The organism is Streptomyces sp. NPDC048590, from assembly GCF_043199535.1.
Lineage (GTDB): Bacteria > Actinomycetota > Actinomycetes > Streptomycetales > Streptomycetaceae > Streptomyces.
The window spans coordinates 119,753-141,393 of record NZ_JBICWC010000012.1 but is presented as its reverse complement, the minus strand read 5'-3'; the positions used below and the strand labels follow the sequence as shown (position 1 = coordinate 141,393).

The following is a 21,641-nucleotide window of genomic DNA, read 5'->3' as shown; positions in this document are numbered from 1 at the left end:
AGGGCTCCTTGCCTGGATCGTGCGGGTGTGTCGGTGTTCAGATGGCGCCGAGCGCCCTCAGGGCGTCGATCCGTTCCGGCGTGTGGCCGAGTTCGGCCAGGATCCGTTCGGTGTGCTCGCCGAGGGCGGGTACGGCTCCCATGCGTGGTTCGGTCCCGGCCAGGTCGACCGGCGGTACCAGGGCCGCCGCCGTGCTCCCGCCGGGCAGGGGCACGTCCCGCCAGCGGTCGCGGCCTGCCAGTACGGGGTGCTCCAGGAACTGCTTGACGTCGTTGACCGGGGCGTTGGCGATGCCGATGGCGTCCAGCAGCCGCATCACCTCTGCGCTCTCCGATCGGGCGATCCGCTCGGCCAGGATCGCGTCGACCTCGTCGCGGTGACCGACCCGCGCGGAGCCGGTGGCGAAGCGGGCGTCCTCGGTAAGGGCGGGGTTCCCGAGGAACCGCTCGCACAGGGCTGCCCACTCCCGCTCGTTCTGCACGGAGAGCAGTACGTCCTTGCCGTCGGCCGCGGTGTAGGTGCCGTAGGGCGCGATGGTGGCGTGCCGGGTACCCACCCGGGGAGGCTGGGCGCCGCTGTACGCCGTGTAGTAGGCGGGCTGGCTCATCCATTCGGCCAGCGCCTCGAACAGCGAGACCTCCACAGCCTTGACGGAGCCCCGGGTCGCCCGGGTGAAGAGGGCGGTGAGAATGCCGCTGTAGGCGTACATCCCGGCGGCGATGTCGGCGACGGACACCCCGACCCGGGCCGGCTCCTCGGCGCTTCCGGTCAGGGAGACCAGGCCGGTCTGGCACTGCACCAGCAGGTCGTAGGCCTTGCGGTCCGCCCACGGTCCGCTCGAACCGTAGCCGGTCACCGAGCAGGGGATCAGGGTCGGGAACCGCTTCGCCAGCTCGTCGGCGCCCAGTCCCATGCGGGCTGCGGCACCGGGGGCGAGGTTCTGGACGAACACGTCGGCCTGTGCCAGGAGTTCTTCGAGGATCTCCCGCCCCTGGTCCGTCTTCAGGTCCAGGGTGACGGATTCCTTGCACCGGTTGAGCCACACGAAGTAGCTGGACTGGCCGTGCACGGTGGTGTCGTAGCGGCGGGCGAAGTCCCCGCCGCCCGGCCTCTCCACCTTGATCACCCGTGCGCCGAGGTCGGCGAGCTGCCGTGTGGCGAACGGGGCCGCGACGGCCTGTTCGAGGCTGACGACCGTGATGCCGCTCAGCGGCAGTTCGTCGGCGGGCGCTGCGTTCTCGGCCATGCGTGGTCCTCCGGGGACGGACGTGGTGGCTGTGCGGTAGGGCGTGTCGGTGACGGTGCTGCCCTTGGCAGGGGCTCGGGGACGGGGTGCCCGCGACGTCGTCGCGGTGACGAGGGTGGCGGCCCCGTTCCAGGCCCCGAGGGGCGGAGTCGGTGGCCGGCGGTCGGAGTAACATCATGTGCACTCATGTGAGGCCAAGGGAAATAGCAATCCGTGATGGTGCCATGCGGGCCGCGGATACCGGAAGAGGACGCACCATGGACGTCAAGCAGCTCAAGGCGCTCATCACGGTCGCCGAGGTCGGCAGCGTGACCCGGGCCGCCGAGCTGCTGCACCTGGTGCAGCCCGCGGTCACCCGGCAGATCCGTACGTTGGAGGAGGAGCTCGGCGTCGCCCTCTTCACCCGCACCAGGCAGGGGATGCGGCCGACCGAGGCCGGCGAGATCATGATCGACCGGGCCAGGCGCGCCCTGAACGAGCTGGACCGGGCACGCGCCGAGGTCCGGCCCCGTCGCGGCGAGGTGACGGGCATCGTCACACTCGGGCTGCTGGAGAGCACCAGCGACCTGCTGGCCGAACCACTGGTCTCAGCGGTCGGGGCGGCTCATCCGGGGGTGGAACTGCGCCTGATGACCGGATACTCCGGCCACCTCCAGCAGTGGCTGGACGAGGGCGACCTGGACCTGACCCTGCTCTACAACCTGGACAGCTCCCCTTCGCTCAACGCCCGGCCCCTGGTGCGTGAACACCTGTGGGCGGTGGCACCCGCGTCGGCGGGACTGCGGGCGGACCACCCGGTCCCCTTCGCGGAGGTGGCGGCGCGGCCGCTGGTGATGCCCGCCGCCGGCCACGCCCTGCGCACCCTCATCGACGGCGCGGCGGCCCGGTCCGGAAGCACGATGGACATCGCGGCCCAGACCAACGCCATGCGCGTGCAGAAGCAGTTGGTGCGGGCCGGGCACGGCTGGACGGTGCTGCCGGGCGTCGGCATCGCCGAGGACGTGGCGCAGGGCGAGCTCAGTGCCGCGCCGTTGTGCGAGCCGGACGTCCTGCGGTCGATCGTGCTCTGCACCCCGCGCTACGGGCGGGTGCCGGCGGCCGTGGACGCGGTCGCCCGGGAACTGGTCCGCTGCGTGGAGGCGGCCGTGTCCCGGGGGCGGTGGCCGTCGGCGCGGCTGCACTCCCCTGACGGGCCCGGCACGGACGCCTGATCCCCTTCGCCACCACCTCCAGGAGGACCTCTGTGACCGACATTCCGCACCAAACCTTCGCGCGCACCGACGACGGGGTCGCCGTCGCCTTCCAGCGACGTGGGACAGGCCGTCCGCTCGTCCTCCTGGCCGGTCAGGCGAACAACCACCACTGGTGGGACGGCATACGCGAGGACTTCCACGGCACACACAGCACGATCACCCTGGACTACCGGGGTACGGGCGCCAGCGACTCACCCCGGGAGGGCTACTCCACCATGCGGTTCGCCGAGGACGTGGTGAGCGTCCTCGACGCGCTGGGGGTGGAGCGGGCCGATGTGTACGGCACCTCGATGGGCGGCCGCGTCGCGCAGTGGGTCGCCGCGCTCCACCCCGGACGGGTGCGGCGGCTCGTCCTCGGATGCACGTCCCCCGGTGGTCCGCGGGCCGTCGAACGCGAGGCCTCCGTACGCCGGGCCCTGGCCGTTCCCGACCCGGACTCGGTGCGGGAGACCCTGACCGGTCTGATGTACAGCCCCGCCTGGACGGCCGCACACCCCGGGCCCTACCGCACGCTCGGCGACCCCCGCATGGAGCCCCATGCGCGGCGCGGCCATCTGCGCGCCAGCAACGCGCACGACGCATGGGAGGTGCTCCCCTCGATCGGCGCGCCCACCCTGGTCCTCCACGGTGACCAGGACCGCCTCACCCCACCGGAGAACGTGCCGCTGCTCGCGGCCCGCATCCCCGATGCCAGGACCCGGCTCTTCCCCGGGGCCCGGCACGCGTACTTCGAGGAATGCCGAGCGGAGGCGGGCGAAGCGGTACGCGCCTTCCTGGCCTGAGGCGGACGCCCGGGCGCGAGGCCTCTACCCCGGTCATGCGGGCCAGTCATGTGCGTATCACGGATTTCTATTGTTCATGGACGCTCATCAGCACCCATGATGTGGGGCACGCCAGCCGCAGAGCACAGGGAGCCGTCGCAGATGAACCGTGACCGGGCCGTCGGCGCACACCTCCCCGCCTCTTCCTCCAGCGTCCGGCGCGTGTCCCACCGATCCCCCTTCTTCCTGCGCTGAAGGGCTGCCCGAGCCGCAGAACCCCTGGGCGACGAAAGCGACGGAGCTTCCCATGCCTCAGAGCAGCACACCTCCACCCTCCGCACCCGGGCGGTCCGGCGTCACCGCGAACGTCGTACGCGGCTGCCTGGGCAATCTCGTGGAGTGGTACGACTGGTTCGCCTACGCCACGTTCAGCATCTACTTCGCCTCGGTGTTCTTCCCCGAGGGGAACCAGACCGCGCAGCTGCTCTCCACGGCGGTCGTCTTCGCCGTCGGCTTCTTCATGCGCCCACTCGGCGGCTGGCTGCTCGGCGCGTACGCCGACCGGTTCGGCCGGCGCCGCGCGCTGACCCTGTCGGTGACCTTGATGAGCGCCGGGTCTCTGACCATCGCCTTCGCGCCGGGCCACGACGTCATCGGCCTCTGGGCCCCGGCGCTCCTGGTCCTGGCCAGGCTGGCCCAGGGGCTCTCCGTGGGAGGCGAGTTCGGCTCCAGCGCGTCCTACCTGTCGGAGGTCGCCCCCGCGGGACGGCGTGGCTTCTACTCGAGCTTCCAGTACGTCTCCATCGTGCTGGGGCAGCTCGCCGCGCTGCTGGTGGCGATCGTCCTGCAGAACCTGCTCACCGAGGACCAGTTGCACGGGTGGGGCTGGCGCGTCCCGTTCGTGATCGGCGCGATCGCCGGACTGGTCGTGATGTACCTGCGCCGCAGCATGGAGGAGTCCACGCACTTCGAGCAGGAGCGGGCACGCACCGCCGCCGAGCGGGCCGGCGCCGCACCTGCCGAACGCAAGGGCCTCATAGCCCTGTTCGCCGAGTACCCCCGTCAGCTGCTCGCCGTCTTCGGGCTCGCCATCGGCGGTACGGTCGCGTTCTACACGTACACCACGTACCTGCAGAAATACCTGGTGAACACAGCCGGCATCCCCAAGGCCACGGTCACGCTGATCGGCTTCGCCGCACTGTTCGTCTACATGCTGATGCAGCCCGCGGTCGGCGCCCTGTCCGACCGGGTGGGCCGTCGCCCCGTGATGTTCGCGTTCTCCGGTGGCTGCATGCTGCTGACCGTCCCGCTGATGACACTCCTGGGGCGTACCAGCAGCCCGTGGATCGCCTTCCTCCTGATGACCGTGGCCCTGACCTTCGTCACCGGGTACTCGGCGCTGGCAGCCATCATCAAGGCCGAGATGTTCCCCACCAAGGTCCGTGCACTCGGCGTCGGTCTGCCGCACGCCCTGGTCACCGCGACCTTCGGCGGGCTGACCGAACCCGTCGCTCTCGCCCTCAAGGACGCCGGCCGGGAGAACCTCTTCTTCTGGTACGTCACCGGATGCGTCGGCCTGACGTTCCTGGCCACCCTGCTCGTCAAGGAGCCGTCCCGCACGTCCCATCTGGACGCCCCCGCGGCGCCTGCCGCCACCCCGGCGCCCGCGAAGACCGCACCGCTCGCCTGAAGACCCGAGGACACCCGTCATGCCGTCCCCCGCGCCCCTCAGTTCCTACGTCGAGAACTGGCACCCCGAACCCGTCTCCGCCCACGACCCGATGGACCCGGGACCCGTCGCCGCCGTGTCGGCGCTGCTGGACCTGCCCGGGCCCGTGGCCGGGGCGGGCGAGGCGCTGCCGCCCCTGTGGCAGTGGTTCCACTTCCTGCACTGGCCGGCCCAGCACGAGCTCGGCCCGGACGGTCACCTGAGGGACGCCCGCTTCCTGCCGCCCCTGCCCGACCGTCAGCGGATGTTCGCGGGCGGGCGGTGCGAGATCCTGGAGCCCCTGCGCCTCGGTGAGCCGGCGACCCGCGTCAGCAGTCTGAGCGCGGTGACGCCGAAGCACGGCCGGAGCGGCGAACTGCTCTTCGTGACGGAGCGCCAGGAGTTCCGTCAGGGCGGCCGTCTCCGCATGGTGGAGGAGCAGGACATCGTCTACCGCTCCGGCCGTGGCGCGTCCGGATCACAGCACCCCGCCACGATCGACGAGGTGACCGCTCCGGCCGCCGAGGAACCCTGGCGGTTGCGGATGCGGCCGGACCCGACGCTGCTGTTCAGGCTGAGCGCCCTCACCGCCAACGCGCACCGGATCCACTACGACGCGCCGTACTGCAGGGACACGGAGGGGTATCCGGGTCTGGTGGTCCACGGACCGCTGCTGGCCCTGCTGATGCTGGAGGTGGTGCGGCGCGAGGCCCCGGGACGCCGGGTGGGCTCGCTCGGATTCAAGCTGCGCCGGCCGGTGTTCGGCGGGGAGCACCTGCTCGCGCAGGGCACCCCGTCCGGCACGGGCGTCGAACTGCGCACGGCCACCCACCGGGACGCCCGTCACGCGACCGCCGAGGTGAGCTTCGTATGAGCACCGCCCGGGCCACGGTCGCCGCCGCCCGCACCTTCCTCTTCGTGCCCGGCTACCGCCCCGACCGCTTCGACAAGGCCGCCGCGTCCGGCGCCGATCTCGTCATCGTCGACCTGGAGGACGCGGTCGCCGCCGAGGACAAGGAGAGCGCCCGCCGCTCCGTCGCGGCGTGGCGGAGCCTCGGCCCCCGTACGGTCGTACGCGTCAACGCCCCCGGTACCCCCTGGTTCGAGGCCGATCTGGCCATGGCGGTGGGGGCCGGGTGCCCGGTGATGGTGCCGAAGGCGGAGGATCCGGCGGTCCTGGCGGGTATCGCCCCCGGGTGCCCGCTGATCCCCCTCGTCGAGACCGCGCTCGGGGTGGAGCGCGCGTACGAGGTGTGTTCCGCCCCGGGGGTGGTGCGGGCCGCGTTCGGCAACGTCGACCTCGCCGCGCAGCTCGGTGTGGCGCACGACGACTCCCTGGCGCTGTCGCATGCCCGCTCCCGTCTGGTGCTTGCGTCCGCGGCGGCGGGGATCGCTCCCCCGGTGGATGGGGTGACGACCGCGGTCCGGGACACCGAAGCCCCGGCCGCGGACACCGTGCACGCCCGGCGTCTGGGGTTCACGGGCAAGCTCTGCGTCCATCCGGCCCAGATCGCCGCGGTGGCCTCGGGGTTCGCCCCCACGGACGACGAACTGCGCTGGGCCCGTACGGTCCTGGGCGCGGGGGAATCGGTCACCACGGTGGACGGACAGATGGTCGACCGCCCGGTGCTGGAGCGCGCGCGGAGGATTCTGGCCGGGACGGCCTGAGGGAGGGCCCCGAGCTGTCCGATGTACGCCTCAGCACCGGCAGCGACGCCTCGCGGATGCCGTCGGCAGCCGGCCCGTTGGCGGCCGTCGGCGGTGCGCACGACCGGGTGGAACTCGACGCGGCGAACTCACCTGAGGGGCGCCGCCCCGCCCGCCCTGTGACGGCGCGGGGTTCCACGAAGGAAATCGGTGGACCGCGTCAGGGCCTCCCGCTACGCTCCCACCGATGACTACCCGACCTGTTCACGGAATGGGGGTCCCGTCCGCGCAAGGTGAGTGCTGATGCTCACCGAGAACGCGAGCGGGGATTCCCGGCTTTCACTCTGGCTGCGCGTGCGCGAGATCGCCGTGCCGCCCCTCATGATCGAGACCGCGACGGCCCGGCGTATCGCCGGCGACTGGGCGGGGGCATGTGCCGCCGCCGGATTCGACGTCGACCTCGACCTGCGTGCCGTGGCCCGTGTCCACGGCCGCGGTACGGCGTCCCGCCTGCGGGCGGACCTGCGTCTCATGGCACCCGACCTGCTGCGGTGGCACATGCCGAGGACCGCGCCCGACGGCTTGCTGCGGCCCGGCACGACAGCGGTGCTCGCCCGGTACGACGAGCCCGGCAGCGCGCGTCCCGTGCGTCTGGTCGTGCGTACCGCTCCCGCGTGGGCGGATGCCGGGCAGCGGATCAGCCTCGCGGTGTGGGACGGTCGCGTCCCGCCGGGGCGGGAACCCCGGCCGCGCGGTTACCGAGCCCCGGACGCCCGGTTCCGTCTGGACCTGCACCGCCACCTCTGGGACGCGAGCCGCAGCGGCGAACTGCGTGAGCGTTCCGGGGCGTCGGGCACCCCGGCACCCGTCCGCTGGGCCGGTTCCGTACCGGATCCCGAGCGGTTCGCGCTCGGCCGATGGGCCATCGAGGCGGCGCTGCTGCTGAAGGCCGAGGGCCGGGCGGACGGGGGTGAGGTGGCGGTGCGGCTCGGCTCACGGCGTCGGCTGCTGCTGGACGTCGGCCGCCACTCCCCCGGTACTGCCGGGCCCGATGTACGGTCAGCCCGCCTCGCACGTGCGGGCGCGGGCGCGGGACTGCCGGTACTTCCCCACGCGGCCACATGGGCCCTGCCCGACCTGGAGCTGTTGCGGTCCGGCCGGCTGGCGGCCGGCCGGCTGCACCCCCTCGTCGCGTCGGCCCTGGCCCCCGGTGTCTCCCCGTCCGCCCCCGCCGAGGCGGGGGCGGAACGCGACGCGCCGCGCCTGGTGGAATGCCGAGGCGCGCTGCACCGGATCGGCCTCGTCGGCGGGGCGTTGGTGCCGCTGGACCATGATCCCGCCGAGATCCGGCGGGAGGAACTGCTCGCCGCGCTCACCGGCACGCCACTGCCCTGCCTCCGGGCCCTCGACTCCGCGCACCGCCGGCCCGACTGGCTCGCCGATGTTCGCGACAGACTCGCCCACGGCGACACCGCTGGTGCGCTGGCGCTGGTCGGGAGCGCGCTCGGTGAGCAGGCGCGGCTCCGTGACGGGGAGCTGAGCGACGCACTCCACGAGGCCGCCCGGCGGAGTGTCAGGCACGGCCTGTTCAGGGCAGGTCTGGCTGCTCCGGCCTTCGCCCGCAAGCGGCTGCCCGGGCGGGAACCGTCGCGCCCTCCGACCCATCCGCACCGGCCCCGACTGGCCACCACGGCCCGCTGATCCACCGGGCCGCCCCGCGCCTTCCGCAGCACCCGTGTGCCCGGACCTCCGGGCCACGACCACCTTCGACCGCCTTCGACCGAACCACAGGTGATGCCTCATGCCCACGCACTCCCCGCTCGCCGATACACCGCACCGGGTGGATCAGGACGCCCCCGGCCCCTCCCGGCTCGACGTGTCGGGCGCGCTGCTGGACCTGCTGCGCGGGACGACCACCGAGCCCCGTCCCGATCCGCAGCTGGAGGCGCTGATGCTGGCCGTCTCCGCCGACCTGCCGGTGCTGCTGTGGGGTGAGCCGGGCATCGGTAAGACGGCCGCGCTCAACCAACTGGCCGAGTCCCTGGACCTGCCGCTCACCACGGTGATCGCCAGCGTGCACGAACCGTCCGACTTCTCCGGTCTCCCCGTCATCGGCGACGACCCGGCCCGCGAGGGTGTCCCGATGGCACCGCCGGACTGGGCGGTGAGACTCGTCCGGTCCGGGCGCGGCCTGCTGTTCCTCGACGAACTGTCCACCGCCCCGCCCGCCGTGCAGGCCGCGCTGCTGCGGCTGGTCCTGGAGCGCCGGGTCGGCGCGCTGCGGCTGCCGCCGGACGTGCGCATCGTGGCGGCCGCCAACCCCAGGTCCTCCGCCGCCGACGGCTGGGAGCTGAGCCCGCCGCTCGCCAACCGATTCGTCCATCTGCGATGGGTCCACGACACCGACGTCGTGGTACGCGGGCTGGGAGGTGTCTGGCCCCGGGCGGTGCTGCCGTCGCTGGATGCCGGGAGACTGTCCGAGGCCGTGGACTTCGCCCGCCGCGCCGTGTGCGGACTGCTGGCGGCCCGCCCCGCCCTGGTGCACCGGCTCCCGTCGGGCGAGGCCCAGCGCGGCGGCGCGTGGCCCTCACCGCGCAGCTGGGAGATGACGCTGCGCCTGGTCGCCTTCGCGTCGGCGGCCGGCGCCTCGCGTGACGTCCTCTCACTGCTCGTCAGGGGCACGGTGGGGGACGGTCCCGGGCTGGAACTGCTGGCGCATCTGGACCGGATGGACCTGCCGGACCCGGAGGACCTGCTCGCCGACCCCGGCGGCGCGGTCCTGCCGGAGCGCGGGGACCTCAGGCAGGCCGCGCTGGACGCGGTGGTCGCCGCGGTGCGCGCCCGCCCGGAGCGCGGGCGCTGGGACTCCGCCTGGGCGCTGCTGGCGAGGGCGGCGGAGACCGGCGCCCCGGATCTCCTGGTCGTACCGGCCACGACGCTGGCGTCGCTGCGCCGTGACGACTGGGACGTACCACCCGCGATAGACGGGCTCGCCGGTGCGGTGTCCGTGTCGAGGCAGGCCGACGGGGCGAAGGTCCGGGCGCTCTCCGCCGCACGGACGCAACGATGAAGGGGCGGCCCGGACGGCCCCGGCTCCACGCGGCGGAGCCCACTCTCGACACCGGCAAGCTCTTCGCCGCCCGGCTGCGGGCGGCGCGTGCCCGGCCCTATCTGGCGACGGCTCTCTTCGCCCTGCACCCGGTGGAGTCGCGGAGTGTGCCGACGATGGCGGTCGATGTGCACTGGCGGTGCTACGTCTCCCCGGCGTTCGTGGACCGCACCCCCGTGGAGGAACTGGCCGGGGTGTGGGTGCACGAGGTGTCGCACCTGCTGCGCGACCACCACGGGCGCAGCGACCGTTACGCGCGGCAGCACGGGCTGAGCGGTGCGGCGGAGCGGCTGCGGATGAACATCGCGGCGGACTGCGAGATCAACGACGACATCTACGGCGAAGGGCTGGTCAAGCCCGAGGGCGTCGTGGATCCGGCGTCCCTGGGGCTGAAGGACGGCGAGCTGATGGAGGACTACCTCCGGCGGTTCCGGCTGGGGCCGCACACCGCTCACCTTGCCTGGCTGGAGTGCGGCAGCGGCGCGGACGGGCTGCCCCGCCCGTGGGACCTGGGGCCGGACGGGGCGCGCGCGCTCAGTGAGCAGGAGCGGGACGCGGTCCGGTTCCGGGTGGCCCGGGGCATCGCCGGACGCCCGGGCAGCGCGTCGGCGGGCTGGCGGCGCTGGGCGGAGGAGGCGTTCCACCCTCCGCAGCCGTGGCGGCAGTTGCTGGGCGCGGCCGTGCGGGCGGCGGCCTCCGCTCCCGGCACCGGCGAGGACTACGTGTACGGCAGGCCGGCGCGACGATCGGCGGCGGTACCCGGCGCCGTGCTGCCGAGTCTGCGGCGCAGACCGGCGCGGGTCGTCGTGGTCATCGACACCTCGGGATCGGTGAGTGACGCGGAGCTGGGCAGCGCCCTGCTGGAGGTGGCGGCCATCTCCCGGGCCGTGGGCGGGCACCGGGATCGAGTCGGCGTCCTGTCGTGCGACGCGGCTGCGGGCCGGGTCCGCCCGCTGTGCGGGAAGGCGGAGGGTGTCGAACTGCTGGGCGGCGGCGGTACCGACCTTCGCGAGGGCTTCACCCGCGCCCTGGCCTCCCGACCCCGGCCGGACGTCGTGGTGGCACTGACCGACGGCCAGACCCCGTGGCCCGTACGGCGGCCTCCCTGCCGCACGGTGGTGGGGCTCTTCGCCCGTGACGGCGGGCGTCGGTACGACATCGAGTCGAACCCCGACTACCGCCCTGACCTGCCACCGGCGTGGGCGCGGGTGGTGACGATCGGTTGAGGGACGGCGGTGATCCGCCTCGCGTCACCGGGCGCGCCTCACGCCACCGCCAGGGCCGCCCTCGCCACACAGGTCCAGCACCGAGCCGGAGCACGACAGACGAAGCGGCGCGCGCTCCCTGCTCGATGGGTGTCGGTGGAGTCGCGTACGTACCCCCTGGGCCTGACGTACCCGTTGTACGTGCGGCACGTCCGTAGAACCACGGATTCGCTTCGGCCCCGAACGGTGGGAGATTGGTGACCGTCCGGCGCGCTACGCCGAGGGCGTTCCGTGGGGCAGCCATCTGCTGGCGATGGGGGGGCGGAGGGGTGGCACGGGAGCCCAGGAGGTGGCAGCGAAGGGCGGGCACAGCCGGGATGGTGGTCATCCTCGCCGTCGGGGGGTGGCTGATCTGGGTGCTGCCGGGGCCTCATCTGGCGGCCGGGCTGGGGATCGGCCCCGTCGACGGCACCATGACGATCTCGTCGTGCTACGAGGCCACTGATCACCAAGGGAATGACGACGGAACCGATTGCACGGGCATGTACACGCCCCGCGCCGAGGGTGAGCCCCGGCGCCGGATCACGCTGGACAAGGCGGCCACGTCACACCGGGCCGGCAGCACCGTGGAAGTGCGGCTGGTGCGGGGCAGAGCGTACGAGCCTTCCGGATACGCCACCGGTACGTGGGTCACGGTCAGCGGGCTCATTCTCGGGCCCTTTCTCGCCTTGTCGCTGTACTTCCGCGCCTCCGCTCGGGACGGCGAGTGGAGCCACGGCGGGGATTATGTCCTGGTCTTCATCGCGGCCGAACTCGTCTCACTGGTGGTGGGCTTCATCGCCGGGGCCACCGCCACGCTCGCCATCGCCCTGGTCGGCTGACCTGGCTTCGGTGTCCCGACGATCGCCGGACAACCTCTCGATCAGCGTGGTAGACATTGCCGTGAATTCGGGCAGAGAGAGCACACACAGGCTATCGCCGAGCGTTCCCCCGCCGTCCGACAGCGGCATCGTCGGTCGCAGGGCCGAACTGGAACTGCTCGACACCGTGATCGACCGGCTGGCGCTCGGGACCCCCTCTTTCGTCGACATCACCGGTGAAGCTGGAATCGGCAAGACCCGGCTGCTGGCCGAGTTCTGTCTTCGCGCGCGGCGTCGCGAGGTGACTGTGCTCCGTGGCCGGGCGGCGGAGTACGAGCAGCACCTCCCGTTCCACCCCTTCTCGGACGCGTTCGCCGGACTGTACGACGGCCCGACGCGCGACCCGGACCTGCTGGAGGTTGTTTCCCGCTTCCTCGCCGGCTCCGACGCCGGTCCGCGGTCGACCATCGGCGACCGTTTCGGACTGCACCGCTCGGTGGCACGCGCTCTGGCGCTTCTCAGCCGGAGCGGCGGCCTGGTGGTCGCACTGGACGACCTGCACTGGGCGGACTCGGCCACCGTGGAGCTCGTGGATCATCTCGTCCGGCACCCCGTACCCGGCCCGGTCGCCCTGGTAGCCGCCCGCCGGGACCGGCAGACTTCAACCGCGCTTTCCGCTGTGTTCACGCGGGCACTCGGCGCGGAGGCGGTGCTCCGGATCGGCCTCGGACCGCTCGCAGAAGAGGAATGTGCCGAAGGGCTGGCGCCCGGTCTGCCACGCGAACACATCGCGCGTCTCCATGCCGCGGCAGAGGGCAACCCGCTCTACTTCCTCTCTCTCCTGCACGCGCACCGCGCGCGGGCCGCTGAGACGGCCACCTCGGTCACCGAGGCGAATGGCATCGACACACTGCTCCTCGACGAGATGGCACCGCTGACGCCGTCGCAGCGCCGAACGCTGGAAGCCGTCGCCGTGCTCGGCGACCACGCCGTGCCGCCTGTCATGCGTGCCGCGACCGGACAGAACGAGGACGAACTCGACGACGATCTGCACGCCTTGGCGCGCCGTGACCTCGTGCGCATGAGCCCTGGGGGCCGGCCGGTGATACGTCACACCGTACTGCGTACGGTGGTCCACGAGTCCGTGTCCCCCCGGCGCCGCGCCAGGATCCATCACGCGGCCGCCGTCGAGCTGGCTCGCATCGGCGCGTCTCCGGTCGAGCAGGCCCAGCACATCGAGCGGTCGGCGACCATGTGGACCCCGCAGGCCCACGCCGTACTGAAGCGGGCGGCCGAGCAGACCTTCTCGACGGCCCCGACGAGTTGCGCCCATTGGTTACGGGTGGCCATACGGCTGCTGGCCGACGCGCCCGAACACGCCGCCGAGCGTCGCGAGTTGACGCTGCGTCGAGCTCGAGCGCTCAGTGTCTCCGGAGGGTTGCGTGAAGCCCGATCCCTGTTGCACGAGGTCATCGGCACGGCCGGACCCGACGAAGCCGATGTGCGGACGTCTGCGGTCATCCTCTGCGGCCAGGTCGAACGATTCCTCGGCAACTATCCGGAGGCGGCAGCTCTGCTCAACCGCGAGATGCGCAGCCGGCCGGCGCCTTCCGACCGCGTCGCGATCGGGCTCGAACTGAGCTCCTCGGCGCCGCACAACACCTCGTATCCGCGCATGCGGAGCGAGGTCGCCCGGACGCTCGCCGATGCCCGGGCCCTCGGCGATGAGCGCGGCGAGGCGGGAGCGCTCGCGGTCGCCGCGTTCGGTGAGGCGTACGAGGGCCGGGTGAAAGTGGCGAACGAGTACGCGAAGCGGGCCGCCGCGCTGATGGATGGCCTGCCCGACGGGGATCTCACCGCTCTGGGCGAACCGCTGGGCAGGCTGGGGTGGGCCGAGGCGTTCCTCGGCCGCTACGCCGACGCCGAACGCCATGCCGACCGGGGGCTGAGGATCGCCCGTGCCACCGGCCAGGCCTATGTACTGCCACTCCTGTTGCTGTGCAAAGCACACGTCCGCATCCAGGTCTGCCGGCTCGGATCGGCCCGGGAACTGGCGGACGAGGCCGAGGACATCGCCCGTGGCATCGGCAGCAGCGAACTCCTCGCCTTCGTCCTCGCCAACAAGGCCCAGGTACGCATCGCGGGCAGCGCGCCCGGGGATTCGGAGGCGCTGAGGGTCGCCGAGGAGGCTGTCAGCCTCATGGGGCCGAGAACCAACTGGCGCGCCTCCATGGCCTGGTGCATGCTCGGCTATGCCGCACTCACCGGCGGCGACCCGCATCGTGCCCGTGAGGCACTCCTCAGGGCCGGCGGTGAGGACCTGAGTGGTCTACAGCCTTCGATGCGCCCCCTCTTCTCCGAACTCCTGGTCACCGCCTCTCTGTTCACGGGTGACACCTCCTCCGCATCCCGGTGGGCCGAGCGCGCGCACGAGGATGCGGAGCGACTCGGCCTGCCCGTGCAGCGCGCCTCCGCGATGAGGAGCGCGGCACAGCTCGCACTGCATGACGGCGACCCGGCGAGGGCCTCCAGCCTGCTGACAGAGGCAGCGGCACTCTGTGGACGGCACGGGGCGGCCTTCTGGGAGGCGCGGTCGCTACTGCTCGCGGCGCAGGCCATGGCGGCAGCCGGAAAGGGGACGTCTGCCACGGCCCTGTGGGACGAAGGGCACCGACTGGCAGCCGCCGGCGACGCCGGCCTTCTGGTCGGCCTGGCGGAACTGACCCGCCCGCCCTCGGCCGAGGCTGAGGGGCCTGCTCGGTGGCCGGCCACCCTCACCCCGCGCGAACGGGAGGTCGCCGCGATGGTGGCCGAGGGCCTCACCAACCAGGCGATCGCCTCCACGCTCTACCTCAGCCACCGTACGGTCGAGACACACGTTTCCCGGGTGCTCCGCAAAGCAGGCGTCACCACCCGTACCGCCCTTGCCTCCCTGATGGCCCGTCCCGCCCAGCGTGCCGGTGAACCTACGTATCCCAATCCGTAGTTCCACTGATGCCCCGGTACAGGCGGCTTCGGGAAACTCATGCCACGGGCTTCCCGACGGGCCCTGCGGTCACGCCGGGAGACCCGCCGACACCCCGCTGGGCAACCGTCGCCGGCTGTCCACGGGTACCCACGCCGTCCGGTCGATCGAGCCACCTGTACAGGGGAGAGTTCTCCGTGATTTCCAAGATCCGCGTTCTTCTGGGCATGCTCGTGCTCCTGGCACTGGCCCTCGGCGCAATCGCCCTGCTCGCATCCCTGGAGGCCAGTCCCGCGTTCTTCACCTTCGTTCCCCTCGGCATCCTCGTCGTCGGCGCGTCCGTCGCCCAATCGCTCGGATGGTTCAACAAGAAGGCCGGCTGACCGGCCTGGCACACGGGACACGCGGTCGGCCGGCCCATCGTCCGATGGGCCGGCCACCTCGTCACAGCCCCGGATCACCCCACCCGAGGCGGCCAGTTGAGGATCTTCTTGGGGCGCGGCGGCGCGTAGGTGCGGACCTTCGACGTGGTCAGGCCCAGGCGTACGAGGGATTCGGCGATCGTCACCGCCGCCGTCACGCCGTCGACGACGGGGACCCCGGTGCGCTCGACGACGCGCTCGGTGAGGCCGGACATCCCACCGCAGCCGAGGCAGATCACCTCGGCCCGGTCGTGCTCCACGGCCAGGGCGGCCTGCTCCACGATGGCCTCGACGGCGGCCTTCTCGTCCTGCTCCAGGGCGAGCACGGGAAGCCCGCTGGCCCTTACGGACGCACAGCGCGCGCTCAGGCCCGCCGCGTGGAGCCGCTCCTCGATGAGCGGAACCGTGCGGTCGAGGCTGGTGACGACGGAGTACCTACGTCCGAGGAACTGGGCGGTGCTGGCCGCCGCCTCGGTGATGTCCACCACCGGGACGTCCAGCAGTTCCTGGAGTCCTTCCCGGCCGTGCTCGCCATAGCCGGCCTGGATCACGGCGTCGAACGGCTCCGGGTAGGCGCGTACGGCCTCCATCACCGCGATGGCGGCGAGGTAGCTCTCGTAGTTGCCCTCGACGGACTCGGCGCCGAACGCGGGCGTCAGCGGGACTATCTCGGTTCCGGGCGCCGCGGCGGCGGCCGCCTGCTCGCCGATGGAGTCGGTGATCGACTGGGTGGTGTTGACGTTGACGACGAGGATGCGCATGGGACGGCCTTCGGTTCGGTGGTTCATTCGGCGGCGACGGCGATGGCCTCGCCGTCGACCTCCCGGATCTGCCGGGTGCGGTCGGCGATGAGCGCGTACAGAGCCGCTCCGAGCAGGGCGCCGACGAACCAGGAGAAGCCGGCCGCGGCATCGAAGTAGGGCACGAGGGCGACGACCACGGCGATGGTCGCGGCCGGGACGAACGCGGCGACGGCGCGGGGGTTGAAGCCGCGGCTGTAGTGGTACTCGCCGTCCGGGTCCTCGCTGTACAGGTCGGGCACGTTGACCCGGGCCTTCCTGAGCAGCCAGTAGTCCGCCATGATCACGCCGAAGAGCGGCCCGAGGAGCGCGCCGAGCCCGCCGAGGAAGTAGTTCACGACGACGGGGCTGTTGTAGAGGTTCCACGGCAGGATCGCCAGCCCGATCACCGCGCTGACCAGGCCCGCCCTGCGGAAGTTCAGCCGGCGGGGGAAGAGGTCGATCAGGGCGTAGATGGGGGCGACGAAGTTGGCCAGCAGGTTCACCGCGACGGTCAGGGCGATCAGGGCCAGTGAGGCGATCGCCAGCAGGGCCATGTTGGGGATGGTCCGGACGATGTCCGTGGGGCTCGTGATGACGTGCCCGTCGAGCTTGAACTGCGCACCGCTGAGGACGACCACGATGCCGGCGAAGAAGAGCATGTTGAGCGGGATGCCGATCACGTTGCCGCGGACGATCGATCCCCGGCTCTTGGCGGACCGGGTGAAGTCGCAGAAGTTCAGTACGAACGTCCCGTAGATGACCACCCACAGCGCGGCGGCCTGCAGGATCTGCAGCCACATGTCCCCACCGGTCAGCGGGTCGTCGACGGAGAAGGAGATCGAGGCGTCGGCCCGGACGAACATCCACACAGCGAGGGCGAGCATGGTGATCAGCGTGGTGGGGGCCGCGAAGGCCATGTACCTACGGATCATCTGCATCCCGTAACTCACGATGAGGAGTTGCAGCACCCACAGGGCGAGGAAGGAGATCCAGCCGAGGGTCGACTGGCCCAGCAACGAGTTCGTGTCCAGGTCGGCGAGTCCGGGGAACATCGCCACGAGGAGGGCGCTCAGGACCGCTGAAGCCAGATACGTCTGGATGCCGAACCAGGCGATCGCCACGACGCCACGGACGGCGGCGGGTATCTTCGCGCCCCTGATCCCGAAGGCGATGCGGCTCATCACGGGGAACGGCACGCCCGTCTTGTGCCCCATGAAGCCGGAGAGGGTCAGCAGCAGGAAGAGCAGGACCGACGCCAGCGCGAAGGCGGCCAGGATGCCCCAGATGTTCAGCCCGAGCGCGAAGAGGCCGATGGCGAAGGCGTAGTTCCCGAGGCTGTGCACATCGTTGGCCCAGAGGGTGAAGACGTTGTACGCACCCCAGCGGCGCCCGTGTTTCTTCGTCGGGGCCAGGTCATACGTGTACAGGACGGAACTGGTGGCCGCGGTGTCCCCGGCGGCCCCGGTGTCGCCGGTGACCGTCTCGGACGGCCGGCCCTCCACAGCAGTCATCGATCGGCCCTCGAGTTTTCGCTAGGGGTCGCGGCGCGGCCTGTCGACGGCCTACTTCGGAGAAGGCTGCGCACCACGGGCCGCGGCGACCGAGAGAGTTTTCAGAGGTTTCCACTAAGTGGAAGTTGATTTCCGCAGATCAAAACGTAGTTATCGCCAAAGGGCAGCGTCAAGGGTTACGGGCAGGCAACTTCGACGGGACCCCGAAGGGCAACCTCGCCTCCATCGCCCGAGGTCAGATGGCTGCCCGGCCCGGTCCGAGGAATGGCGAACGACAGCCGGACGCGGGCCCCGCACACCCTCGCTCCGACAACACCCGTGCACTTCAACGCACTTACCCATGGAAGCAAGCAGCCTCCCGGACATCCCGCTCGTGGATGCCGGAAGTCCGGGAGCAGCCCCGCCCCGGAGCTCCACCGGACGGCTGCCCGACGAAAACCCCCTCGCGCCGATCACTTCGTGGAGAGATCCTGAGGGACGTGGAATTCCTCTGTTACCACCGCGACCGCCCGGACTCCCTTCCTCTACGCGAGAAGCTGCAGGAGGAGCACTGGTCCTACATGGACCGGTTCGCCGAGGGGATGATCGCCCGAGGCCCGACGTTCTCCGAGGACGGCGGGACGGTCACCGGCAGCGTGCACATCCTCGACCTTCCCGATGTCGCCACCGCTCGCGCGTTCGCCTTCGACGAGCCGAACTACCAGGCCGGCGTCTACCGGGACGTGATGCTGCGGAGGTGGCGCAACACCCTGGGGCGCACCATGTGGGACTTCCCCGGCGGCGACACCGGCGGCAACCGCTATCTGGTACTGGGCATGGGCGAAGGACGTGCCATCGACCTCACGGCACCGTCCGGCAGGGGCGATCTGATCGCCTACGGTCCGCTGCTGTCGGACGACGGCTCCGACTGGCTGGGCACGGCCGCGCTGCTCCGGGCCCCCGACCGTGACTCGGCACGCGCCCTGCTGACCCCGGACGGGTACGTCTGCGTCGAGGTGCACGACTGGGAGTTCGGCGGGCGCCGCGCCGGCTGACGCCCCCGACCGGGGACGGCCCCACCCACTCCGGCCGGTCTCACGCGTTCCGCCACGATCGCCGCAGCTCACACCCCAGGCCTCTCCTCCTCCGAGGAGACCGGCGCTGGTGGAGTGCGGCCGGGCGGCGTACGATCCGGCCCGGCCCGCAGTTGCCCGGCCGCGCCCTCAGGGGCGTGCGTGGGGTGCCGAGCGAGCCACCGATCTACTCAAATCACCTCTGTGGTGCGGCACTTGCACCCCAGAGGCCACCGTGCCCCAGGGGGACCGAGTCGTGAGTTCAGCACTCCCTACGATCATTGTCGTGTTCTTCCTCGTCGCACTCGCGGCCTGGATCATCTCCGCCGTGGTCGGACCCCGGAAGGACAGGGACGGCGACAGCTGACGTCCGACCGCGGCGCGGACCCTCTGGGCCGAGCGCCTGCTCCTCTCCCGCACCCTCGGGGGCGTCACGATGCCAGCCGGTCGACGCCGAGCCCTGTGATCAGCAGACGCTCCTTACGGTTGCCGGTGAGGTGCCGGCTCCAGTCGACGAAGCCTCCGTCGCCGACCTCGACGACCTCCCCGCCCACTCGGGCGAAGACCTTGAAGCAGAGATCCGTGTAGTAGCCGCGGCCGGAGGACCGGGTCGCGTCCTCGACGACGGTGCCCCCGGGGAGCGTCACGAGAGCGTCGAGGACGCGCCGGACCACCGGACGGTTCACCTCGTCCAGGCAGGTGATCCGGATCTCGGTGCCCGGCACTCCGGCGGCGGCAAGGCCCTGGGTGGTGAACGCCAGGTGCTCGGTCAACTGCTGCCGTTCGAAGTCCCGGTCACCCACGTCCCGGCCGGCGGTCACCAGGCCGAGGATCTGGAAGTGGGCCAGGGCACCTGGCCTGTCGAAGTGCTGCGCACGCACGATGCGCTGACTGGCCGCCAGGCGTACGAGCGTGGACGAGCGAGGGTTCGCGGCAAGCAGCCGGGAACGCCGTGACGACGCCTCCAGGGCGAGGCCGTTGGTGGGGTCTGCCGCGACCTCGCCGCCTCGCACGGTGGCGATCACCTTGCGGGGGTCGACGGTCGCGACCGCGGAGTGCGCGGCCAGCGGGAGTACGGGCGCGAGTACGAGTGACTCGAAGCCGTCGGGCAAGGCGGACAGGAGCGCGTCCTCGGTGCGCCTCAGCGCGGCGAGGCCGGCCGGAGCCGGAGCCACGAATCGGTCACTCCGGTAGCGCCGCATCACCTCCGCCGGTGTGCGCCGCGCTGCCCTGCGCCGGAAGACTTCGAGCAACAGCGTGGTCAGATCACTGCCGGACAACTCGTCGCCGAGGAGGTCCAGGACCTCAGGACCACCCGCCCGTCGGAGAACACGTCGCAGCGCCGGGTCGGTGACCGCTTCCTCCTCGGGTCCGTCACGGTTCATGAAGGGCGAGTATCCTCGCGGAGCTCCCGGAGATCCAGGGACTTACCGACCGTCAGACGAGGGGCCCGGACCGGTCTCCGCAGGTCGAGTTCGGCGCGGACGGTCTTCCCCGCGGGCAGCCTCTCCTGCACGGACCAGCGGTCGGCCATGGCCTCGACCAGGAGCAGCCCCCGGCCGCACTCCGCATCGGGGTACGGCCTGCCGAGCCGGCCGGGTGCCGGGAGGCTGCGCTCACCGCGTGTGTCGGAGACCTCGATCCGCAGGGAGCTTCCGTGCAGCCAGGTCAGGTTCAGCTCGAAGTCCCGGCCGGGCACCCGTCCGTGCGTCACCGCGTTGGCCGCCAGCTCCGCGACGACCAGGGCGGCGCGGTCGGACACTTCACTTCCCGGCGCCATTCCCCAGCGTTCGATCTGAAGCACCGTAAGACGCCGGGCGAGCCGGGCGCCGCGTGGTGTCGAGCTGAAGCGCTGAGTGAACGACTCCGACTGGCCGACGACCCGTGTGCGGGGCGCGGCGGAAGGGGCGGGGTTTGTCATGACGACCACGGTGGACGGCCCCCGCGCACCCCTCCAGATCACCGACTCGTACGCCGGGTCAGCGTACGAGTACGGAGAGTGGACACAGGCGCTCACCGTACGTGACCATGGCTGGGTTCGGCGCGTGGGCGTACGTGGAGGTGGGCGGGTTGGACGAGGGTGGCGGTGCCCAGCCGGCAACCGGCAACAGTGTCGCGGAGCCTGAGAGTTCGGACAGCCTCAAGGCGTTCGGCGAGGTCGTCAAGGCGTTCAGGTTACGGGCTCGGCTGACGCAGGAGCAGTTCGCCGAACGTGTGCGGTACTCGGTGCCGACGGTGGGCTCCATCGAGCAGGGCCGGCGCTTCCCCTCCGCGGAGTTCGTCGAGCGGGCGGAAGGCGTGCTGGACGCCTTCGGATCGCTGCGAGGAGCGGCACGCCATCTGTCACGGAGGCCGGGGCTGGCGAGCTGGTTCCGGCAGTGGGCGAGGCTGGAACAGGAGGCGGTGAGCCTCTACACATACGAATGCCGCCTGATTCCGGGCCTGTTGCAGACGGAAGCCTACGCGCGGCGCCTGTTCGTGAACCAGCTGCCGCCTCTCGGTGACGAGCAGATCGAGGCGCAGTTGGCCGCCCGGCTCGACCGGCAGCGGCTGCTGCGGGAGCGGCCGAACACGGCGTACAGCTTCATCCTGGAACAGCATCTGTTCCTGCGGCGCACGGGCGGTGCCCAGGTGACCGCGGAGCTCATCGACCACGTCCTGCGCCTCGCCGGGCTGCGGAACGTGGAGGTGCAGGTGATGCCCCTCGCACGAGAGGACCACGCGGGCCTGCACGGCCCCATGCAGCTCCTGGAGACCACTGAGAACCGATGGCTCAGCTACTGCGAGGGACAGGAAAGCGGACAGCTCACGCTCGATCCCAAAGTGGTCAGCACGCTCCAGATGCGGTATGCCAGGATGCGATCACAGGCTCTCTCGTTGGAGGACTCCTTGAGCCTGTTGCGGCAGATGCGAGGAGCACTATGAACACCACCGAGCTGACGTGGTTCAAGAGCAGTTACAGCAGTGGTTCCGGCGACTCCTGCATCGAGGTCGCCCTGGCCCCCGAGGCCGTTCACGTCCGGGACTCCAAGGACGAGGGGGGCCCTCGGCTCTCCCTGACACCCGCCGCCTGGGCCCGTTTCGTGATCCACGCGGCCGCGGGCTGACCCGGGCGCCGCG

At 71.6% G+C, this 21,641-nt stretch carries 19 protein-coding genes; 14 read left to right on the top strand and 5 right to left on the bottom strand.

Annotation, left to right across the window (positions count from 1 at the left end; translation table 11 throughout):
• Positions 1-37: 37 nt before the first annotated feature.
• Positions 38-1,246, bottom strand: a complete 1,209-nt coding sequence (locus tag ACGFNN_RS30320) for a CaiB/BaiF CoA transferase family protein (protein ID WP_393560703.1) — start codon at positions 1,244-1,246, stop codon at positions 38-40.
• A gap of 257 nt (positions 1,247-1,503) precedes the next feature.
• On the opposite strand from ACGFNN_RS30320, the gene ACGFNN_RS30315 reads away from it, so the two are divergent.
• The 11 genes from ACGFNN_RS30315 to ACGFNN_RS30265 all read left to right on the top strand — a co-directional run bounded on the left by ACGFNN_RS30315 (position 1,504) and on the right by ACGFNN_RS30265 (position 15,137).
• Complete coding sequence (locus ACGFNN_RS30315; RefSeq protein WP_393560701.1) at positions 1,504-2,457, top strand: LysR substrate-binding domain-containing protein; 954 nt, start codon at positions 1,504-1,506, stop codon at positions 2,455-2,457.
• Between the two features lie 32 nt (positions 2,458-2,489).
• Positions 2,490-3,281 (top strand): alpha/beta fold hydrolase, encoded by a 792-nt coding sequence (locus tag ACGFNN_RS30310; protein ID WP_393560699.1) that lies wholly within the window; start codon positions 2,490-2,492, stop codon positions 3,279-3,281.
• A gap of 286 nt (positions 3,282-3,567) precedes the next feature.
• A complete protein-coding gene (locus tag ACGFNN_RS30305) occupies positions 3,568-4,950 on the top strand; it encodes an MFS transporter (protein ID WP_393560697.1) in 1,383 nt (460 codons plus the stop codon).
• Between the two features lie 19 nt (positions 4,951-4,969).
• Positions 4,970-5,842 carry a hypothetical protein gene (locus ACGFNN_RS30300; RefSeq protein ID WP_393560696.1) on the top strand — a complete coding sequence of 291 codons (873 nt, stop codon included), beginning with the start codon at positions 4,970-4,972 and terminating at the stop codon, positions 5,840-5,842.
• Complete coding sequence (locus tag ACGFNN_RS30295) at positions 5,839-6,636, top strand: HpcH/HpaI aldolase/citrate lyase family protein (protein ID WP_393560694.1); 798 nt, start codon at positions 5,839-5,841, stop codon at positions 6,634-6,636. The genes ACGFNN_RS30300 and ACGFNN_RS30295 overlap by 4 nt, the downstream gene beginning before the upstream one ends.
• A 282-nt stretch (positions 6,637-6,918) precedes the next feature.
• Complete coding sequence (locus ACGFNN_RS30290) at positions 6,919-8,316, top strand: hypothetical protein (RefSeq protein ID WP_393560692.1); 1,398 nt, start codon at positions 6,919-6,921, stop codon at positions 8,314-8,316.
• A 100-nt stretch (positions 8,317-8,416) separates the two neighbouring features.
• Entirely contained in the window at positions 8,417-9,685 is a 1,269-nt protein-coding gene (locus ACGFNN_RS30285; protein WP_393560690.1) for an AAA family ATPase, read from the top strand.
• Positions 9,682-10,950, top strand: coding sequence for a VWA-like domain-containing protein (locus ACGFNN_RS30280; RefSeq protein ID WP_393560689.1), 1,269 nt, complete (start codon positions 9,682-9,684; stop codon positions 10,948-10,950). Before ACGFNN_RS30285 ends, ACGFNN_RS30280 begins: the two co-directional genes overlap by 4 nt.
• A 356-nt stretch (positions 10,951-11,306) precedes the next feature.
• Entirely contained in the window at positions 11,307-11,810 is a 504-nt protein-coding gene (locus tag ACGFNN_RS30275; RefSeq protein ID WP_393560687.1) for a hypothetical protein, read from the top strand.
• A gap of 61 nt (positions 11,811-11,871) precedes the next feature.
• Complete coding sequence (locus ACGFNN_RS30270) at positions 11,872-14,775, top strand: AAA family ATPase (protein ID WP_393560685.1); 2,904 nt, start codon at positions 11,872-11,874, stop codon at positions 14,773-14,775.
• A gap of 176 nt (positions 14,776-14,951) precedes the next feature.
• Positions 14,952-15,137 carry a hypothetical protein gene (locus ACGFNN_RS30265; protein ID WP_365090359.1) on the top strand — a complete coding sequence of 62 codons (186 nt, stop codon included), beginning with the start codon at positions 14,952-14,954 and terminating at the stop codon, positions 15,135-15,137.
• 74 nt (positions 15,138-15,211) lie between these two features.
• Here the strand turns inward: ACGFNN_RS30265 and ACGFNN_RS30260 are convergent, their stop codons facing one another.
• Positions 15,212-15,937, bottom strand: coding sequence for an aspartate/glutamate racemase family protein (locus ACGFNN_RS30260; RefSeq protein ID WP_393560683.1), 726 nt, complete (start codon positions 15,935-15,937; stop codon positions 15,212-15,214).
• Between the two features lie 23 nt (positions 15,938-15,960).
• On the bottom strand, positions 15,961-17,469 hold the full coding sequence (locus ACGFNN_RS30255; RefSeq protein ID WP_393560681.1) for an NCS1 family nucleobase:cation symporter-1: 1,509 nt from the start codon (positions 17,467-17,469) through the stop codon (positions 15,961-15,963).
• A gap of 479 nt (positions 17,470-17,948) precedes the next feature.
• On the opposite strand from ACGFNN_RS30255, the gene ACGFNN_RS30250 reads away from it, so the two are divergent.
• The gene (locus tag ACGFNN_RS30250) at positions 17,949-18,503 is read left to right on the top strand and encodes a YciI family protein (protein WP_393560679.1); all 555 of its coding nucleotides are present in this window, start codon (positions 17,949-17,951) and stop codon (positions 18,501-18,503) included.
• A 449-nt stretch (positions 18,504-18,952) separates the two neighbouring features.
• On the opposite strand, the gene ACGFNN_RS30245 is transcribed toward ACGFNN_RS30250, so the two are convergent.
• Entirely contained in the window at positions 18,953-19,906 is a 954-nt protein-coding gene (locus ACGFNN_RS30245; protein WP_393560677.1) for a hypothetical protein, read from the bottom strand.
• The gene (locus tag ACGFNN_RS30240; RefSeq protein WP_393560675.1) at positions 19,903-20,442 is read right to left on the bottom strand and encodes an ATP-binding protein; all 540 of its coding nucleotides are present in this window, start codon (positions 20,440-20,442) and stop codon (positions 19,903-19,905) included. The genes ACGFNN_RS30245 and ACGFNN_RS30240 overlap by 4 nt, the downstream gene beginning before the upstream one ends.
• A gap of 107 nt (positions 20,443-20,549) precedes the next feature.
• On the opposite strand from ACGFNN_RS30240, the gene ACGFNN_RS30235 reads away from it, so the two are divergent.
• Both ACGFNN_RS30235 and ACGFNN_RS30230 read left to right on the top strand, forming a co-directional pair.
• Positions 20,550-21,446 carry a helix-turn-helix domain-containing protein gene (locus ACGFNN_RS30235; protein WP_393560673.1) on the top strand — a complete coding sequence of 299 codons (897 nt, stop codon included), beginning with the start codon at positions 20,550-20,552 and terminating at the stop codon, positions 21,444-21,446.
• Positions 21,443-21,628, top strand: coding sequence for a DUF397 domain-containing protein (locus ACGFNN_RS30230; protein WP_393560671.1), 186 nt, complete (start codon positions 21,443-21,445; stop codon positions 21,626-21,628). The genes ACGFNN_RS30235 and ACGFNN_RS30230 overlap by 4 nt, the downstream gene beginning before the upstream one ends.
• The last annotated feature ends 13 nt before the right edge of the window (positions 21,629-21,641 follow it).

Excerpts from the sequence above, each read along its gene's own strand:
- ACGFNN_RS30320 (WP_393560703.1), bottom strand. The coding sequence starts at position 1,246 with ATGGCCGAGAACGCAGCGCCCGCCGACGAACTGCCGCTGAGCGGCATC.
- ACGFNN_RS30315 (WP_393560701.1), top strand. The coding sequence starts at position 1,504 with ATGGACGTCAAGCAGCTCAAGGCGCTCATCACGGTCGCCGAGGTCGGC.
- ACGFNN_RS30305 (WP_393560697.1), top strand. The coding sequence starts at position 3,568 with ATGCCTCAGAGCAGCACACCTCCACCCTCCGCACCCGGGCGGTCCGGC.
- ACGFNN_RS30300 (WP_393560696.1), top strand. The coding sequence starts at position 4,970 with ATGCCGTCCCCCGCGCCCCTCAGTTCCTACGTCGAGAACTGGCACCCC.
- ACGFNN_RS30295 (WP_393560694.1), top strand. The coding sequence starts at position 5,839 with ATGAGCACCGCCCGGGCCACGGTCGCCGCCGCCCGCACCTTCCTCTTC.
- ACGFNN_RS30290 (WP_393560692.1), top strand. The coding sequence starts at position 6,919 with ATGCTCACCGAGAACGCGAGCGGGGATTCCCGGCTTTCACTCTGGCTG.
- ACGFNN_RS30285 (WP_393560690.1), top strand. The coding sequence starts at position 8,417 with ATGCCCACGCACTCCCCGCTCGCCGATACACCGCACCGGGTGGATCAG.
- ACGFNN_RS30280 (WP_393560689.1), top strand. The coding sequence starts at position 9,682 with ATGAAGGGGCGGCCCGGACGGCCCCGGCTCCACGCGGCGGAGCCCACT.
- ACGFNN_RS30275 (WP_393560687.1), top strand. The coding sequence starts at position 11,307 with ATGGTGGTCATCCTCGCCGTCGGGGGGTGGCTGATCTGGGTGCTGCCG.
- ACGFNN_RS30260 (WP_393560683.1), bottom strand. The coding sequence starts at position 15,937 with ATGCGCATCCTCGTCGTCAACGTCAACACCACCCAGTCGATCACCGAC.
- ACGFNN_RS30255 (WP_393560681.1), bottom strand. The coding sequence starts at position 17,469 with ATGACTGCTGTGGAGGGCCGGCCGTCCGAGACGGTCACCGGCGACACC.
- ACGFNN_RS30245 (WP_393560677.1), bottom strand. The coding sequence starts at position 19,906 with ATGAACCGTGACGGACCCGAGGAGGAAGCGGTCACCGACCCGGCGCTG.
- ACGFNN_RS30240 (WP_393560675.1), bottom strand. The coding sequence starts at position 20,442 with ATGACAAACCCCGCCCCTTCCGCCGCGCCCCGCACACGGGTCGTCGGC.
- ACGFNN_RS30235 (WP_393560673.1), top strand. The coding sequence starts at position 20,550 with ATGGCTGGGTTCGGCGCGTGGGCGTACGTGGAGGTGGGCGGGTTGGAC.
- ACGFNN_RS30230 (WP_393560671.1), top strand. The coding sequence starts at position 21,443 with ATGAACACCACCGAGCTGACGTGGTTCAAGAGCAGTTACAGCAGTGGT.